Annotated in this window: 13 protein-coding genes and 1 pseudogene; 10 read left to right on the top strand and 4 right to left on the bottom strand. The window is 50.6% G+C overall.

The features are described from left to right. The first annotated feature begins 57 nt into the window (after positions 1–57). On the top strand, positions 58–1,467 hold the full coding sequence (locus tag DESLBE_RS10285; protein ID WP_144676619.1) for a sodium:proton antiporter: 1,410 nt from the start codon (positions 58–60) through the stop codon (positions 1,465–1,467). 165 nt (positions 1,468–1,632) lie between these two features. Here DESLBE_RS10285 and DESLBE_RS10280 read toward each other — a convergent pair whose 3' ends face one another. Further along, positions 1,633–2,184 (bottom strand): hypothetical protein, encoded by a 552-nt coding sequence (locus tag DESLBE_RS10280; RefSeq protein WP_026184123.1) that lies wholly within the window; start codon positions 2,182–2,184, stop codon positions 1,633–1,635. 241 nt (positions 2,185–2,425) lie between these two features. Between DESLBE_RS10280 and DESLBE_RS10275 the strand changes: the two genes are divergently transcribed. From DESLBE_RS10275 to DESLBE_RS10260, 4 genes are all read left to right on the top strand, one after another. Next, positions 2,426–4,654, top strand: a complete 2,229-nt coding sequence (locus tag DESLBE_RS10275) for a YcdB/YcdC domain-containing protein (RefSeq protein WP_144676617.1) — start codon at positions 2,426–2,428, stop codon at positions 4,652–4,654. A gap of 205 nt (positions 4,655–4,859) precedes the next feature. After that, entirely contained in the window at positions 4,860–7,307 is a 2,448-nt protein-coding gene (locus tag DESLBE_RS10270; RefSeq protein WP_243131283.1) for a LuxR C-terminal-related transcriptional regulator, read from the top strand. Positions 7,308–7,422: 115 nt separating this feature from the next. Then, positions 7,423–7,962: a hypothetical protein gene (locus tag DESLBE_RS10265; RefSeq protein ID WP_144676615.1), complete on the top strand. Its 540-nt coding sequence runs from the start codon at positions 7,423–7,425 to the stop codon at positions 7,960–7,962. Positions 7,963–7,993: 31 nt separating this feature from the next. Then, entirely contained in the window at positions 7,994–8,296 is a 303-nt protein-coding gene (locus DESLBE_RS10260) for a hypothetical protein (protein ID WP_144676613.1), read from the top strand. Positions 8,297–8,699: 403 nt separating this feature from the next. Here DESLBE_RS10260 and DESLBE_RS26565 read toward each other — a convergent pair whose 3' ends face one another. Continuing rightward, positions 8,700–8,903 carry a hypothetical protein gene (locus tag DESLBE_RS26565; protein ID WP_172625415.1) on the bottom strand — a complete coding sequence of 68 codons (204 nt, stop codon included), beginning with the start codon at positions 8,901–8,903 and terminating at the stop codon, positions 8,700–8,702. A 266-nt stretch (positions 8,904–9,169) separates the two neighbouring features. Here DESLBE_RS26565 and DESLBE_RS26560 point away from each other — a divergent pair, with 266 nt between their 5' ends. Further along, positions 9,170–9,541, top strand: coding sequence for a hypothetical protein (locus tag DESLBE_RS26560; RefSeq protein WP_172625414.1), 372 nt, complete (start codon positions 9,170–9,172; stop codon positions 9,539–9,541). A gap of 53 nt (positions 9,542–9,594) precedes the next feature. Here DESLBE_RS26560 and DESLBE_RS26555 read toward each other — a convergent pair whose 3' ends face one another. After that, on the bottom strand, positions 9,595–9,858 hold the full coding sequence (locus tag DESLBE_RS26555) for a hypothetical protein (RefSeq protein WP_172625413.1): 264 nt from the start codon (positions 9,856–9,858) through the stop codon (positions 9,595–9,597). Positions 9,859–9,909: 51 nt separating this feature from the next. Here DESLBE_RS26555 and DESLBE_RS10255 point away from each other — a divergent pair, with 51 nt between their 5' ends. From DESLBE_RS10255 to DESLBE_RS10240, 4 genes and pseudogenes are all read left to right on the top strand, one after another. After that, positions 9,910–14,115 (top strand): cell wall-binding repeat-containing protein, encoded by a 4,206-nt coding sequence (locus tag DESLBE_RS10255; RefSeq protein ID WP_172625412.1) that lies wholly within the window; start codon positions 9,910–9,912, stop codon positions 14,113–14,115. Between the two features lie 269 nt (positions 14,116–14,384). Continuing rightward, positions 14,385–15,350 carry a DUF2935 domain-containing protein gene (locus tag DESLBE_RS10250; protein WP_018213791.1) on the top strand — a complete coding sequence of 322 codons (966 nt, stop codon included), beginning with the start codon at positions 14,385–14,387 and terminating at the stop codon, positions 15,348–15,350. A gap of 179 nt (positions 15,351–15,529) precedes the next feature. Next, positions 15,530–16,411: pseudogene (locus DESLBE_RS10245) on the top strand (NAD(P)-dependent oxidoreductase); the annotation flags it as partial. A gap of 93 nt (positions 16,412–16,504) precedes the next feature. Further along, a complete protein-coding gene (locus DESLBE_RS10240; protein WP_144676609.1) occupies positions 16,505–17,002 on the top strand; it encodes a PspC domain-containing protein in 498 nt (165 codons plus the stop codon). Here the strand turns inward: DESLBE_RS10240 and DESLBE_RS27005 are convergent. Next, positions 16,999–17,340, bottom strand: a complete 342-nt coding sequence (locus tag DESLBE_RS27005) for a hypothetical protein (RefSeq protein ID WP_242659942.1) — start codon at positions 17,338–17,340, stop codon at positions 16,999–17,001. The genes DESLBE_RS10240 and DESLBE_RS27005 overlap by 4 nt on opposite strands. Positions 17,341–17,474 lie beyond the last annotated feature (134 nt).

Genomic DNA, 17,474 nt, shown 5'->3' with positions numbered 1-17,474 from the left:
GTTATTTAAATTCTAAAAAAGGCTGCTTTGCCTGCCAATTAATTTAAGGAGGAAAAAATGGAACACTCTTTAGGAACGTTATTACCATTATATTCTGTCATTCCTTTTGTCGGTATGTTGTTATCCATCGCCCTCGGACCTGTTCTGTTTCCTAAGTTTTGGCATCATCATTTTGGGAAGGTGTCGGCTGCCTGGGCAGCATTGCTTGCTGTTCCACTAATTGTAGTTTATGGAAAACAAGGCGTGGATGAGCTGCTCCATTTACTTATCGCTGATTACATCCCCTTTATCATTCTCATTGGCTCCCTATTTACAGTGGGTGGTGGAATTTTAGTTCGCACATCCCTTAAGGGGACCACTTGGGTCAATGCAGGTTTCCTGACCATCGGGGCTATTGTTGCTTCATGGATGGGAACTACAGGAGCGGCTATGCTGTTGATCCGCCCCTTCCTGCGTGTGAATAAGGACCGTAAGTATAAGGCCTTTATGGTGGTCTTCTTTATTTTCATGGTTGCCAATGTAGGAGGATCATTGACCCCCCTAGGGGATCCGCCGCTTTTCCTGGGCTTTTTGCATGGAGTCCCCTTCTTTTGGACCTTGCGCCTCATAACCCCCATGGCTGTCGTACTGGCCGGGTTATTGCTCATGTATATTGCTTTTGATAAATACTATCTGGCTAAGGAACAAAAAGAAGCCGGCCTGGCCCTTGCCTCATCTGCCGGCGATCGAGCGGTGGCGGCAACGCAAGACACCGCCAATGAAGGTTCAACGCCAGAGAAAAAGCTGGAAATTCTGGGCGCTCAGAACTTTATTCTGTTAGCTGCAATTATTGGTGTGATTCTTTTTAGCGGTTATGTTAAGATGAGCGAAGTATCGATTTTAGGGGTTCATCTTGGCTGGCAGGATGTTATTCGCAATCTGGTTCTTGTGGCTATTATGGTTATTTCTATGAAAATCACAGCCAAGACAGTTCGTGAGGAAAATGAATACTCCTGGGGACCCATTCTGGAGATTGTTTATCTTTTCTTCGGAATCTTTGTCACCATGGCGCCTGCTTTAGCGATTTTGAAGGCCGGAGAGTCCGGAGCCTTGTCTTTTATTACTGCAGCAGTAAAAGAGCCGGCTCAATATTTCTGGATTACCGGAGCATTATCCAGCTTCCTGGACAATGCCCCGACCTACCTGACTTTCTTTAGCACCGCTTTAGGTCAATTCTATCCCGGTGTGGCTGAAGGGCCTGCAGTGGCTCAGTTCTTAGTGGAACAGCCCTTATATCTCCTGGCGATTTCTGCCGGCTCAGTGTTCTTTGGAGCAGTTACCTATATCGGCAATGCACCAAACTTTATGGTGCGGTCTATAGCTGAAGAATCCGGAGTAAAAATGCCCAGCTTTTTCGGCTATATGGTGTATAGTGTCTGTATTTTGCTTCCTCTTTTTGGGATAGTAACCTGGCTTTTCTTTCTCTAAGATTTAAAGGCTCGGAGTATCACCTCATGAGCAATTTAATAGGCCAATGATACAAAACAGAAACTCCCGATGGAAAGGTCTATGTGAGTCACAGACCATTTTCACGGGAGTTTTAATCTACCTTATCAGGTACTAAAGCTTAATTAAAACGAAATTCTACGAAAATTAGAGTAAATCCTGAAGGTTGGAAAAGGCAACAGGCTCTTCTTCCACTATATCGTTAATCAACCATGCGTCATCTTCTTTTTTTAAGTCCAAAACAACACTGTAGCGATTCAAGGTTACAACATCATGGGTCAAAACCTTTGCTTTAAATTGCATTTTAATCAAGCTCGAATCCGGAGCAGTTTTTTCCAGCCCCAGGACTAAGGCGCTTTCCACGGTCGACCTGGCATTTACGGCTTCGGCTGCGCTGAAGCTTTTCTCAAGAGAACCCATATAGATCGGTTGATAATCTTGTGTCAGGAGGGGCAGGAGCTTTAGGCCTTCTTCCAAATAATTATCCAAAGTATAGGTATAATACCTTTTTGTAAAATCCAGTGCTAAAGTTTCCATCTCTTTGCGCTCGGTTGGCGTAACGGGGTCGGTGAAAGCAGAGGCCAGAGCGGGTTGACCGGAGGAATTAAGAGTAGAGTGCGCCGAAAAACCAGGAATCCAATGGCCAAGAAGAAATATGGTAGCTAAGAGAACGGAAAAGACCCAAATGCTGCGTTTCATTTTCTGCTCACTCCTGTTCAATTTAGTACTTATATAACTATTCTGCAAAAAAAACAAAACCCCTTCTGATTATTATAAATGTTTAGAAAAATGTATTATATTAGAAATAGTAATAAAAGCATAATGATTGACAATAATTAATTTATTTCCGGTTTGCTTTTCAGCGTCATATTGGCCGTGAGTTTTTCGTCTATAATGGTAATAGAGGTTGAAAAAGACAAGGTAAGAAAGGAATGGAAAAATGAATAAGAAAAAAATGCATAAGTTAGCAATTCCCATGGCTGTGGCCTTATTAGTGCAGGGTGCACTACCTGCCTCCGTGATGGCGGCAGCTGAGGTGAGTGCCAAAACCATAAGTGCGGTAGAAACGATTGCCGCCCCGGCACAGGTTAAAGTGAGTTTGGAAGATGCTATTAAACTCGTTAAAAATAACTTTACTATTCCTGCAGCCTATACAAAGTTTACTTCGGGCTACAATAACTATAATGAAAGAGAGACTTGGTCCTTAAATTGGAATTCCACAGATGATGCCGGGGGTAGTTTTAACGCTCAAGTGGATGTAAGCACCGGTGAAATCATTCATATGAACAGTTGGAATCCTGCAAGTTCATCTTCGCAGACCAGTGTTCCCAAATATTCCTATGCAGAGGCTAAAGATATCGCTCAGGGTCTGGTGAACAAAATTCTGGGAGATCGGCTCAATCAGATGGAATTGGTGCCGGAAAACACCCAAATCACTCCTGTCATAGATTATGGCTATACGACCTATTCAGTGCAATGGAAGAGGGTGGCCAATGGCGTTGCTTTCCCAAGCAATGGTGTATCAGTTCAAGTGAATGCTTATGATGGTACGATTACAAGCTATTCTCTCAACTGGAGCAAAGAAAGCATTCCCGATCCCAAAGATGTTATCAGTGCAGACAAGGCTCGTGAGGCATTTGTAAAAAATAATCTTCTCCAGCTGCAATATTTCCTTAACTACGGCATTAGACCGCTGGATAGTCAGGAAAAGGACGCCAAGAAAGATGCCCTTTTAGTTTACAAATTAAGCAATCAATCTTTCAGCGGTATGATTGATGCCAAAACAGGGGAACCCCTCAAGCTTAACTCTGGCGAATGGCTTAATAGCGATGCCGTTATGGAGGCCGGCGGTGGTATGGGTGGAATGGCGAAGTCTTCAGAAAATGCCTTAGCACCGGCCGAGCAAAAAGAAGTGGATGATGCATCTAAGCTGCTGACGAAGGAGCAGGCTATCGAAAGTGCCAAGAAATGGGTGGAAATACCGGACAGCCTCACTCTGCGCGGTGCCAATCTTGGCTTGGAAGGTGGCTTAAGCCAGAAACGTGTCTGGTCCTTTGATTGGAGTCAGGAAGAAAGCGCGGATGGATACAACTATGTCTATGCCCGGGTGGATGCGGCCACGGGTGAAGTCCTTGGGTTCAGTGCCTATACTCCTAACCCGCAGCCCAAAGGCCCGGATGCCATTGATCGGACTGCGGCGAAAGCAATTGCCGATGCTTTCATCAAGAAAATTCAACCTGACCGGGTTCAGCAGGTCGAGTATTTAGAGGCTATGGACAATGGTCAAAAGTATCCCGAAGATCAACCCAACCACGATTTCAGCTATGAGCGGGTTGTTAACGGAGTACATGTGCCCGGCAATGGTTTCTCCGTCTCCGTAGAACGCAATACCCAAAAAGTCGTCAGCTATAACATGGATTTCGCTGATGTGAATTTTCCGGATATCGCCCAGGCTATGGACCAAAAACAAGGTGAGGATACCTTCTTAAAGAAAAGACCTCTGGAACTCAAATATGTTCAGATTAACAAAAATGGTCAGTTATCGGATATCCGCTTAGTGTATCAACCTAAAATGGACAACAGTTTTGCCGTCTCCAACATTATGGATGCCCAAACCGGTGAATTCCTCGATTGGCAAGGCAAGCCCATTAAGGAGCAGCCAAGACCCTATAACTTCGGTGATATCTCAGGCAGTTTCGCTGAGGAAGAAATCAGACTCCTTGGTCAAGCCGGAGCATTTGGTGAGTATGGTGATCAATTCAGACCTGATGAGCATGTCACCGTAAAATCGTTGCTAAGCTCCATGCTGATCGCCAAGAATGGCGTCTGGTCCTATCAAGGATTAAGCGATGAAGAGCTCTTGAAGCAAGTCAAGGAGCTGGGGTGGGTCAAAGAGAACCTGTCACTGAATGATCAGGTCAGCCGCGAGTTTCAAGCCAAATTAGTGGTTCGGATGCTGCAATTGGAGAAGATCGCTCAGCTTGAGGAACTCTTCCAGGCTCCGTATGAGGATGCCGATACCTTTAGCGATGGTAGTCTTGGTTATATTGCTTTAGCCAAGGGTCTGGGGGTCATGAACATCGAGGGAAACACATTTGAATCCACCAAGAAAATGACTCGTGCCGAGGCTGCTTATGCCCTGGTGAAAGCATTGCAGTCCAACCGTTAATTGGCGAGACTTATTCAAAAGACAAGGGTAATGGAAAAGACTGTAAGAGGTATGAATGCCTTTTACAGTCTTTTCTTTTTCTCTTGATTGTTTCTTGGGCAAGAAATACAATAATTAAAAAGAGTGCAATTCACCCGGACAGAGGACAGACGAAAGGACAACGGATGAAAACCCGCATCAGAGGATGTGAAAAGGGAGGAGCAACATGGCACGAACCAAAATGCTCAAACCAGAAACATTATTTTTTCCTAAAAGGCTTATGGAACGCCTGAATTTCATTAAGGCGTATCCGCTGACGCTGGTGGAGGCTCCCTCCGGTTTCGGCAAGACAACGGCCCTGCGACACTTTTTCGATACACAGGTTTCGGGAACCGCACAGATCATCTGGCATACCTTTCCTGCAGAACTGCCCAATGCTTCTTGGAAAGCCTTTTGTGGACTGATCGGGCAGTTTGACCCGGAAAGCGCAGAACGGCTGGCAGCGGCAGGCCCGCCGGATGAGGACACCATGCCGGAAATCGAGAGGATTTTCCAAAAGTTCCACTGCCCGGAGGAAACCTATCTTGTGTTGGATGATCTGGCCGCCTGGAAGCTGCCGAACGCAGGCATATTCCTGACGGCGCTTTCGAAGCACGGCGGCGGGGCCCTTCATGTGGTGGCGGCTGCCCAGCTCCTGCCTTCGGAAGAGCAGTCCTCTATGAGGGAAAGCAGCCGCTTTTTCATCCTGCGGGAATCCGCCCTCACCTTTCTGGCGGAGGATATTGACGCCTATTACCGGCAGGCCGGGATTTCCCTGACGCCCGCACAGCTTGAGGAAGTACGGCAGATCACCGAAGGCTGGGTCATGGCGCTGTACCTCCAGCTTTTGTCCTTTATCGAAAGCGGCCGTTTTGAGGGCGGCAGCATACAAAACATGATTCGCAATGCCCTGTGGAACTATCTGCCTGCCTTTGAGCAGGAGTTTCTGACCGTAGTTTCCATCTTTCCCCGCTTTTCTTTGACCCAGGCCACAGCCCTGTCCGGCATGAGCGCCGAGAAAACGGAGCGGCTCCTGCAGGAAAAGCGGGTGTTCGTCCATTTCGACAGGGAAACCCGAAGGTTCTATCTACACGCCCTCTTTCAAAGTTTTCTCACGGAGCAGTTCAAACTGCTGCCGGAGACAAGGCAGAAGGCGGTCTATCTTACCGGAGGCGATCTGTCGGAGCAGGCAGGTGACCGGGTGAATACCCTGCGCTTTTACTATCTCTCGGACGAATGGGAACGCCTACTCTCGCTGCCCCTGACCAGCTACGAGATTGCGGATGTGGTGGATGAACACACAAAGCCCATGATTCTGGACATTATGGAGCATACCCCCTTTGAGATCAAGCGGAAATACCCGGCTGCCATAGTGCCGCTGGCCTTTACCCTGTTTTTCCTGCACGAAAATCAAAAGCTCCTTGCCATGAAAGGGGAAATTCAGCAGGTCATTGAACAGAGCGACCTTCCCGATGCTGAGAAGAACGCGCTGTCCGGTGAAATGGAGCTGCTCCTGTCCTTTCTGGAATACAATCGCATTGACGCCATGAGCGCTAGGCACCGCAGGGCGCTGGAGCTGCTGGGCGGTCCTGCTGCGCTCATCAATGTCAAAAGCACATGGACCTTCGGTTCCCCCTCTGTGCTGTATATGTTTTACCGAGAAAGCGGGAAGCTGGACGAAGAGCTTTCGCAAATGGACGAGTGTATGCCGATCTATTACGCACTGACGGGCGGGCATGGCAGCGGCGCGGAAATCATTATGCGGGCGGAGGCCCATCTGATGAGGGGCGAGCTTGATGACGCGGAAATCCTCTGCCATAAAGCCATGTTCACCGCCGACAGCAAGCGCCAGAACAGCATCTACCAGTGCGGCCTGTTTCTTCTGGCCCGCATTGCCATCCTGCGGGGGGATGAATCCATGCTGCAAAATGCCCTGGATTCGCTGTCGGAACGCTCCCGCCAGAACACGGAGGACTTATGCCGCTATACGCTGGATTTGGCTTGCGGGTTCCTGTACACGCTGCTTGGGCGGGAGGGTGAGATTTCCCCATGGCTTGCCGGGGGAGAAATAAACGACAAGCGGCTGGTCATCATGACCCAGCCTTTCGCCCATATCGTTTACGGGCGTATCCTGCTTGCGCGTGGGGAATACCAAAAGCTGCTCGGCGTAAGTGAATTCGGACTGGGAATTTCATCGATCTTCCCCAACCTGCTGCCGCAGATTTATATACATATCTACCGGGCGCAGGTGCTTGACGCGCTGGGGAAACGCCCGCAAGCATTGGATGCCTTAAACAGCGCCTTGAATGCGGCTCTGCCTGACGGCATTCTGCTGCCCTTTGCGGAAAACTATGAGGGGCTCAAAAAGCTGCTGTCCGATGCCGGTTGTGACAGAAAAGACGCAGAAAGAATCGCAGCCCTTGCCTATATAGTTGAACAGGGGCGTTCGGCATTCGTGAGAAAGGAATTGACTTTGCGGGAAAAGGAAGTGCTGTTGCTCCTTGAAGAAGGCTTGACCAATCCAGGTATCGCCGAGAGACTCCATGTATCCCTTTCCACAGCGAAGGCAATCGTCAGCAGTGTCCTTGCCAAAAAGGGAGTGACCTCCCGTGAACTGCTGAAAAACAAAAAATAAATGGCCACCGGCCAATATAAAAAATTAATTCTGCACCCTACAATCAAACTGTAGGGTGTATTTTTATGTCTGCACACCATCAAAAATACGGAAAAAGGTGAAGGGAGGAAGGCATATGGCGGGGGAAGAACGGAAACAGAAGATTCCCATCATTCGGACGGTGACGCCCCTTGACCATCACCGGCTGCATATCGGATTCGGCAGCGGAAGTGTTCTGGAGCTGAATATGGAAAACCGCTTGTGTACCAACCGGTACTATGAGCTGAACGACGATGCAGTATTCCGGTCCGCCGTGACGGACGGATCGAAAATAATCTTTGACACAGGCACCCGGTTTAAACTGGAGATTTTCGCCAGAGAAACCGTCGACAGGGCGATCCGGGACCCGGACGGCGGCATGGGCATTCTGCGCATTCAACCTTTGGAAAACGGGTCGCTCCGGCTGGAGATGAAAAGCGGCAGCATCCTGATGCTGAACATGGAAAACTGGTTGCATACCATCCGTTACAGTCCGCTGAAGGAGCCGGAGGTTTTGCAGTCTGTCAGTACAGACGGGGAAAATTTGTTTTTTGGCGATATCCTGACCATCGATCTGGAAGAACTGATTATGCTGGCGATATCGATCCCGCCTGTGGTCAGTGAGGAAGAAAGCTGATGAAGCATGACAGTATTGGGAGGTGGCTCATATGCTATGGCCAAAACGAGCGGATCATGAAAACCTGAAAATCACCCATGTCGGTGCATTGGATGGGGACTCCTTCGGCATTACGCTGGAGAGCGGGCATACCATCCTGCTGGAGTTTGGGGGCAGAATCCATGAACCGGCTTTTGCCGCGCTTATCAAAAACGGGGATTTCTGCAAGCCCTGCACCGACGGAAAGAAGCTCTGCTGGCCCGGAGGGATGTCCCTGACCCTGAACAAAATTTTGGATATGCTGCTGTCCAAGGGCAATGCACAGCAAAATCAAGACAATTGTGAGGAGGAATGAAACGTATGAAACGAAAATGGAAACAAATCGGCAGCCTGATTCTGTCGGTCTGCATGGTATTTACCATGCTGCCAACAATGGCCTTTGCCGAAACCGGCGTCACAGATTCCGGCGCGCCCCTGGGTGTGAGCGGAACCATCACCGTATTTGAGAAGCTTTCTGCGGAGGTTGCGGAACAGACCGTGGAAACCGGCACAGCGGAGGACGAACTGAACCTGCCGGATGAGCTGACGGTAACCGCCACCACCGGTGCAGCGATTACTGCCACAGTAAGCGGCAATGCTACCGCAACGGACAGTGAAGCAGAGGAGCCGGATAAGGCGGAACCGGAGGAAATAGAAACCGCCGTGGCAGTGTCGGGCTGGACTTCCGCCCCGGCCTATGACGGTGATACGGCGGGGGACTATGTGTTCACCCCTGCGCTGGGTTTGCCCGAGGGCTTGACGCTGGCGGAGGGTGTAACCCTGCCGACCGTTACCGTGACGGTGCGGGAGGAATCCGCCGCGCCACAGGCAAGGGACATGGTCGGGCCATTGAGTGTCGGTACAATCACCGGAACCATGAATGTCGGCGGTACAACGGTCTCCGACCTGACACAAGATGCCAATGGAACAAGCTGGGCATGGAATGCGGCGGCTGCCACCCTGACGCTGGGCAGCAGCTACCAAGGCGGTTTTATCAAATTTGCATGTGATGACAGCAGCGCTACCATCAACCTTGTATGCGAGGGTGCTGTCACAGTCAACAAGGGTTCTGCCTACGCCATACAATCCTGGGGCGGCCTTGTCATCAAAGGTTCCGGCCCGCTTACGGTTTCCGGCGGTCTACAAGCCTCTAAGGATATCGCCATCATAGGTACGATGGGCAATATCAGTGGTAGCGGCAATCCTGGCATTGATGCAAATGGCAACATTCAGATTATCGGCACGGTGGGTGATATTACAGGCAGCAATGCTATTTTCGCAGGTGGTGACATCACCATTTCAAACGGCGCCGTTGTGGGCAAAATCGGTGCGGGAGGCACCGGTCCCAGCAGTAGCGGATACGGCATTTACTCCCAAAATGGCGGCGTTACCATCAACGGCGCAACAGGTGATGTTTCAGGCAGATCCTGTGGAATTCACGCAATGGGCGGCAATGTTTTCATCAACGGCACAACAGGTGACATCAGCAGTGCAGAGGGATCATTTTCAGATGACTCCGCCATTCGCGCAAAAATTGGCGTTGCCATCAACGGCACAATAGGCGCAATCAGCTCCAAGGGTAATTACGGTGTCTACGCAGAAGCAGGTGAAGTTTTAATCAAAGGTGAAACCGGCGATATCACCGGCACGAAAGTCAACGGCATTTATGCGGCAGCGGGCAGTGTTACAATTCCACATGGCGCTGTTGTAGGCAATATCGCCGGTGCTCAACACGCCATCGACGCAGGCGGCAGCGTCACAATCGGCGGTAAAACCGGCGATATTACAGGTGTCGCAGGCAGCATCTTCGGCGGCGGCATTTCCGCAAACGCCAGCGTCACAATCACAGGTGAAACGGGCGATATTATCAGCACACACCCCAGCATCCCGGCAATTGATGCAGGCGTTGACGTCACAATTGTCGGCAGCGTGGGTGAGATTGCCGTCCGCACCTCCGACAGTGGTGCTGGTGCCGGCATTGATGCGGGAGGCAGCATCCACATCATTAACTCTGTCACGGTAAGCAGCGGCGCCCAGAGTGCGTTCAACAAGGCCCCTAACACCTTACCCCCTTCCTATACGGCCACCTGGAGCGACAATGCGGACGGCTCCGGTGCTTCCACCGGCAGCACCTATACTTGGAATGCCAGCCAAAAGTATGTAAAAATTGAGAAGGACATCGGCGGCACAACCACCGGAACCATGAACATCGGCGGCGAAACCGACAAAGACCTTTCCAACAACCAAAACGGCACAGGCTGGGCATGGGACGCTGCCACAGCAACTCTGACGCTGAACAGCGGCTACGGCAATCAGCCGATTGCCATTAACTGCGATAGCGCAGATACCATCAACCTTGTATACACCGGCGATGTTTCCATCACCAGCGACACCGCCAGCACAATTTATTGTGTGGGCAGCCTTGGTATTACCGGAAGTGGGGGAACATTGACACTTAACTCCACCGGCACCAAGGACTTATATAACGCTATAAGGGTTGATGCAGCGTTGACCATCGGCGGAAACGCACAGGTGACCGCAAGCAGCGCGAATAATTTTGCGATACAATCAGGCGGAAACCTCGTCATCAGCGGCAGCGCCAATGTGAACCCTTCGGGAATTTCAAACAGTGACATTTTCTCAAGCAGAGACATTACCCTTAACACCACCGGCAAGGTGACAGCCATCGCTCCAAGCGGCCCAGGCTATGGTGCAATTACTGCGCTTGGGGAAATCATCCTGCAAAACGGTACGGTAACTGCCGAGAATACGGCGAAAAACGGCAACGGTATACAAGGTAAAAGCGGCATCAGCATCACCGGCGGTACGGTAACCGCCACGGCAAAGGGCACAGGGTATGCGCTGAAAACCATCGATTCAGATGCTGCCCTCCGCATCAGCGGCGGCGCAGTAACCTTGGCCAACAGCGATAACCCCGACAACTTGTTCCATGCGCATGGAGGCTTGTCCCACACGGGCGGCACGCTGAACGGCAGCGCACCGGGAGGCGTCAAGCTTGCCACCCCCACCGGCCTCATCTGGGATACCACGACCCTCGGCAAGGCCAAGTGGACTGCGGTTGATAATGCCCTCACATACACGGTCAGGCTTTACAAGGACGGTGCTTTCAAAACAGCTTCTCCTCCTACGATCACAGCCACCGAGTACGACTTTACGAGTGCCATTACCGAAACCGGCGCATATACCTTTACTGTTATCGCGAATGCGATTGCGCCAAATACGAGTAGCGATGAATCCGAAAAGAGCGCTGTCTATCAATACACAGCTGCCCCTGCCTTCTTTGATGAAACGAAGCTCACCTTTTTCCTCCCCGAGTTGCCCACCAGCGACACAAGCGGCGGCAGTGCCGCTACTGCATGGACTTGGAACAATACAACGAAGACGCTGACGCTCAACAGCCCAAGTGTCTTCGTTCTTAAAGGCAAGGCAAGCGGCGAGATGCGCGTGCTTTCTCCCGATAACCCTGTTTATCTGGTATTAGACGGCGCAGTCTTTGAGTCCCCCGCAGGTTACGATGCGTTGTACGTGGCCAAGGGCGGCACGATAGCTGTCTCAGCCAACAGTCATGTAACAGGTGGTATCAATACGGGTAAGCTTGATATTATTTTGAATGATGCCTCGCTCACGGTAGACAGAAACTTGGGATATTCACTATCCATCATTACATCTGATCTCACCCTGAGCGGAACCGGTACAGTAGAGGCGCGATCAGCGAACGGCGTCGCTGTGTTTTGTGCCGGCGATTTGACGGTGGGATCTGGTTGCATCCTGAACGCATCAGGAGGGCACGGCATCCAATTCCAAGGTGCGCGCACCATTCGCGGTGGAGGAACGATCCTTGCCAACGGGGAAACCTCTTTTGGTATCGGTGAAAATGGCGCAGGCAAAGCCCTTACCTTTGATTTCACCGGGCTGTTGGAGATTCGCGGCAAAACCTATGGAATACTTATGGTCATGAATGATTCTGCCGATAAAGCCAACGTGACCTTTGCCAGCAAGCCGGCAAGCTTGCTCATCAGCAGCAGCAAGGGCATCATTGGGTCAATAAACTATGAGGGGACAGCAGATGTTGGCACAGTCACACTGGATAATACCGCTAAGATCCCCGGCTTGAGCGAGGTGTTTTCCGAGGGCGGCAAGGAGTTCCCTGCTACGTCCGGTACCCTCCTTACCATCACCCTGAACGCAAACGGCGGCAATGCCCTCGTACCTGATACGTTGACCACGACGAATGGCAAATTGGAGGAATTGCCTACGCCGACCCGTAGCGACAGCTATCGCTTTGACGGCTGGTTCACAGCGGCAAGCGGCGGTACACAAATTACCACAAGCACTGTGTTTACCGCAAACACCACCATCTATGCTCATTGGACAGATACGAGTGGCGGCGGTACAGGTGGTGGTACAGGCGGAGGTTCTTCTTCCGGCGGCAGCCCGACAACACCAATTACAACGACACCGGGAACAAAGCCGAACCAGCCTGTTACAGCATCGGCTCCTGTCACAGCGACAGCAGGCACAGGCGGAGCAGCTAACGCAGCGATAACAGATAAAACCATCACCGACGCCATCGCAAAGGCTCAGGCAGATGCCAAGGCACAAGGCAAAACTGCAAACGGAACCTCTGTTGCGCTGGATGTCACCATGCCCCAGGGTGCAACTTCCCTGACAACAACCCTGACCCAAAGCTCTCTGAACAGCCTTGTGAACGCCGGAGTAACCAGCCTTGAGATAAACGGCGCGCCGGTTTCCCTCGGACTTGACCTCGCCGCCCTCAAGGAAATCCAGAGGCAGAGCGGCGGGAATATCACCATCAGCATCGCTCCGGCAACCGGGCTTTCCAACGAGGCAAAGGCACTTATCGGCAACCGTCCGGTGTATAACATCACCATCAGCACCGTGAAGGATGAGAAAAACACCAATGTGACCAGTCTTGGCAATGGTATGGCAACCCTGTCCATTCCTTATACACCCGGCAAAAACGAAGCCGTGGGCTATCTCTTCGGCGTGTATGTGGATGCTAACGGAAAAGCGACCCGCATTGATGGTTCCGCCTATGATGTGAGCAGCAGGTGCGTGGTGTTCACCACCACCCACTTCTCCCTGTATGGTGTGGGCTACACCCCCCCGTCATCTATAGCTGAAGCAGGGACACCCACCCAGCGCCTGGCTGGAGATAACCGCTATGCGACTGCGGCAACCATCAGTGCTGCGGGGTGGGAGCACGCCGAGCGTGTCATCCTGGCTGGGGGGGAAAACTTCCCCGATGCCTTGGCCGGTACTGTACTGGCCGGTCTTTATCAGTCCCCTATACTGCTGAGTTCACGGGATAACCTGAGCCCGGAGACCGAGGCCGAATTGAAGCGTCTCCAGGCCCAAACCGTCTATATCCTGGGCGGCCCGGGGGTCATCGCCCCCAATATCGAACAGCAGCTGGCTCAGGATTACACGGTCAAACGCATCGCCGGAGACAACCGCTATGCAACGGCGGTGGAAATCGGCCAACTTGTCCGCACAGGGACGGATAACGGGGCAGATGCAACAGGCGCAAACACAGCTTCAACGACAAACTCATACCGGCATACCGCTATCCTGGTCACCGGAGAAAACTACCCCGATGCCTTAAGCATTGCTTCCCTGGCCGGGCAGCGCACCATTCCTATTCTCTTTACCTCTGCCCATGAGCTCAACACTCTGACCCGTCAGGCCCTTACAGAATGGGATATTCAAACGGTTCTGCTTTGCGGCGGCAGCGGCGTGCTCAGTGAATCCATCACAACCACCCTTGAAGAAGAACTGGGCCTTGAGATCACCCGCTTGGCAGGCGATAACCGTTATCTGACGGCGCTGGCGATAGCCCAATATTTAGTGGAGGCTGCCGAAGGGACAGATACACCCTATGCAGCTCTGGCCACCGGGGAAAATTATCCCGACGCTTTAGCCGGTGCGGCTTTGGCTGTCAAGCTGGGGATGCCGGTTCTGCTGACCGGTCAAAGCAGCATCGACCCAGCCGTACAGGCTTACTTGAAAGAGTTGGAGCTTGAGAAACTCTACATCTTCGGCGGCACGGGAGCCATCTCCGCTGAGGTCGGCGACAAGGCCAGCCTGAAGTAAGAATAGGCAAATTAAAACCACCCTGTCGGCCGGCCAGGCCTCAGGGTGGTTTTTAACATCCTGCTTGGGAGGGGAACATTTCTCTCTCACGAATATCGTCAAGATATGCTATAGGACGATAGAGCAGAAGGAACCATAAGGAGCGAGATTCGATCTGTATAATGGAATAAAAAGGATTGTATGGATAGGTTGCTATAGACCCTCTTTCTGAATATGCTGTGTCAGAAAAAACTATGCCCCGGGGCATTTTATGGAAAGGAGTTGTCTCTATGAGTACCCTGCCAATGACCGGTGATTTCATTCGGGAATCCTTGGAATTGCATCTTTTTTGGGCGAGGATTATAAAAGAGCATCTCATCTTTTTGGAAAGCGGCTTTATGTGTAAGGATGCGGATTGGATGCAGGAAGCCGATGCTCTCAAATGCAGCTTTGAAGAAATTCTCCATGAAGCCAATTGTTTGGCCGATGGAAAAGTGGGCATTGAAGTGATGAAGTCGGGAGAGCTGTTTACCAATAAGACCCTGAAGGCGGAGCAAAAGACCCAGGAGCTTACCTGTATACCGATTAACTCTCAGTTGACTGTAGAAACCATGAGCTTACACCCTTATATGGGCGTGGGGATGGGCATGGTTCCCTGTGAGCAGGAAATAGCCGAACAAGTCTATGCATTAAACGAAAAGGCTCTGGCCTGTGCATGCAATGTCTATGAGTTTACGGATCGGGCTTTAAAGGCCATTTTGCAGTGCTGTATCACCAGTCATAATTTCCCGTCCCTGTATGAACATCAAATGAAAGAAACAGAAATGTATATGAAGCAGATCAGGAAACTGCAAAACCATCAGTATACGGATCCCACCTGCCACATGGTGGAAATGCAAATGTTCTGGGACCATATTATGAAGGAACATGCCGAAGTGATCAGCCATTTGCTGGACCCTAAAGAAAAGGCCATGATTACCCGGGCTGACCATTTTGCCCAAGCTTATGAACAGCTCTTAAATCAGTTGGGAAATGGAACAGTACCCGACCAGAGCTTCAGGAGAATTACCAATGAAACCATCCGGGTAACCGGAGAGTTCAAGGACTTTAAAGCCGCGGGAACGGATGCCATCTTATGCTGTCAGTTGCGATCCTTGATTCTTCCCTTGCTGGCCGATCATGTCTTAAGAGAAGCGATTCACTACCTGCGCATTCTTGGCTTACCCTTACCGGAGTTCAAAGGCGGAAAAGGATAAGCGAATCAAAGGGACAGGTCCGGTTTTTCAAAGTTGATGGAGCATTGCAGAGTCTTAAAGGTGGTGCGATGCTCCTTTTAATTTTCTCTGAGGAGGATAAGCTGTTATAATATTATAGAAGTGTTAAGAAGTAATGGGCTTAGGAAAGCAAATGTAGATTTTGCAGAAGGAGAGAAGTAGCAACAATGAGCAAAAGTAATCTTAAAATCGGTTTTGTAGGTACTGGAGTTATGGGCCGCAGTATGGTCAAGAATCTCCTGAAGGATGGGTATTCTGTAGCGGTTTACAACCGGACGAAAAGCAGTGCTGAAGAGCTTTTTGCCTTAGGGGTGCAGTGGGTGGATTCGGTAGCCGGGCTTGCCAGGCTGTCCGATGTGGTGATCACTATGGTGGGCTATCCCAAGGATGTGGAAGAAGTCTACTTAAGTGAAGAGGGGCTGATACCTAATGCCAAGCCCGGATCTGTTCTTATTGATATGACAACTTCCAGCCCCCTTTTGGCCCAAAGGATTGCCTTAGCAGGGAAAGCCGGTGGAATTGATGTTTTGGATGCACCCGTATCCGGCGGGGATGTGGGAGCCTAAAACGGTACTTTGGTCATCATGGTAGGGGGAGAAGAAGGGGTATTTGACAAGGTCAAGCCGATCTTTGAAGCGATGGGTAAAAATATAATCCTGCAGGGACCGGCCGGTGCAGGACAGTATACGAAAATGGCCAACCAAATCACCGTTGCGGGGGGAATGATTGGGGTTTGTGAAGCTATAGCTTACGCCCAAAAGGCCGGTTTGGATCCCAGCCGGGTCCTCGACAGCATCGCGGGAGGGGCGGCAGGCAGCTGGTCCCTGAGCAACCTTGGACCAAGGATGATAGCCGGAAACTTCGAACCAGGTTTTTATGTGAAGCATTTTATCAAGGATATGAACATTGCTTTAGAGTCGGCTAAAGAGATGGGGTTGATGACCCCCGGCCTTGAGCTGGCAAAATCACTTTATGAACAACTGGCTGCCGAAGGAGAGGAAAACAGCGGTACCCATGCCTTGTATAAATTATATATGAAGTGAAGCAGGGGATATTAGAGGCAAATCGTAGCGGATGCTATCTTTATTAAACAATTATTTGGCGAATTTTGGAGATGGTGCAGGGGGAATTTAATTATGACCAATCGTTTGTATCGTTCTTCAAGGGAAAAAATGATCGGTGGAGTATGTGGTGGACTGGCCGAGTATTTTGATGTAGATGTCACCCTGGTTCGTTTAGTTGCTCTTATCACCTTATTGATGGGTGGAGCCGGCATCTTTCTTTATATTGCCGCCTTATTTGTTGTCCCCGGCGATCAGAGTGAGGGCCCTATTGCGTCCGGAGGGCAAAGGGGACATGTAGAAGATATAGTGGATGAAGTTGTCCAAAATGTCAAGAATACTGCCCGGGATTTCGGAATAGATTCCTTTGCCAACTCCACATCCTATTCCGGATCATCCTATAGTTCGAATAAGAGGTACTCTCAGAGCGGCAGGACAGCTGGGCTAATTTTGATTATTCTTGGCATCTTTCTGCTAGTCAACCAGTGGTTCCCGGTATGGGAAAGCATAAGTAAAATGTGGCCCCTGGTTTTAATCATGATCGGAGCCGCATTGATTTGGAAAAGAGTTTAAAGACCAATTCGTTTCAGAACCAGTCCACCTAGTTTTTTAGCTAAAGGTAGGCCTACCCTTTTGGCCAAAGGGAAGCCTACTTTTTGTATTAAGGGCAGAGCAACTTTTTCAGCAAGGGGAGGACCCAAACGATCAGCAAGCTGGGGAGCGATATTTCGTGCTAAGGGTGCCCCAAATTCCCGGGCGAAAGCGGGGCCAAAGCTCTGCAGAAAATTAACACCTTGCTTTTGCAGAAGAGATTTGAGTTCCGAGTTAACATCAACCGGGGCTGGTGCGGCAGGTTTCGGTGTTAAATTCGGAGTGCTGGTAGAATTCGCAACCGGTTGCGAATTTGCCAAGTTGGCCTGCACGGGGTTTAAATTGCTTTGCAAAATAGAATTTGCTGGGGGTTGTGCAGATGGCCGTTCGAGGGTTTGTGGAGGAGTGGAAGATGGTGAAGAAGATGAGAGGGGGCTTGGGGGAAGGTTATTTA

This window comes from Desulfitobacterium sp. LBE (assembly GCF_007830365.1).
In the GTDB taxonomy this organism is placed as follows: domain Bacteria; phylum Bacillota; class Desulfitobacteriia; order Desulfitobacteriales; family Desulfitobacteriaceae; genus Desulfitobacterium; species Desulfitobacterium hafniense.
The sequence above is the reverse complement of the archived record's forward strand: the minus strand, read 5'-3'. Positions and strand labels throughout refer to the sequence as shown.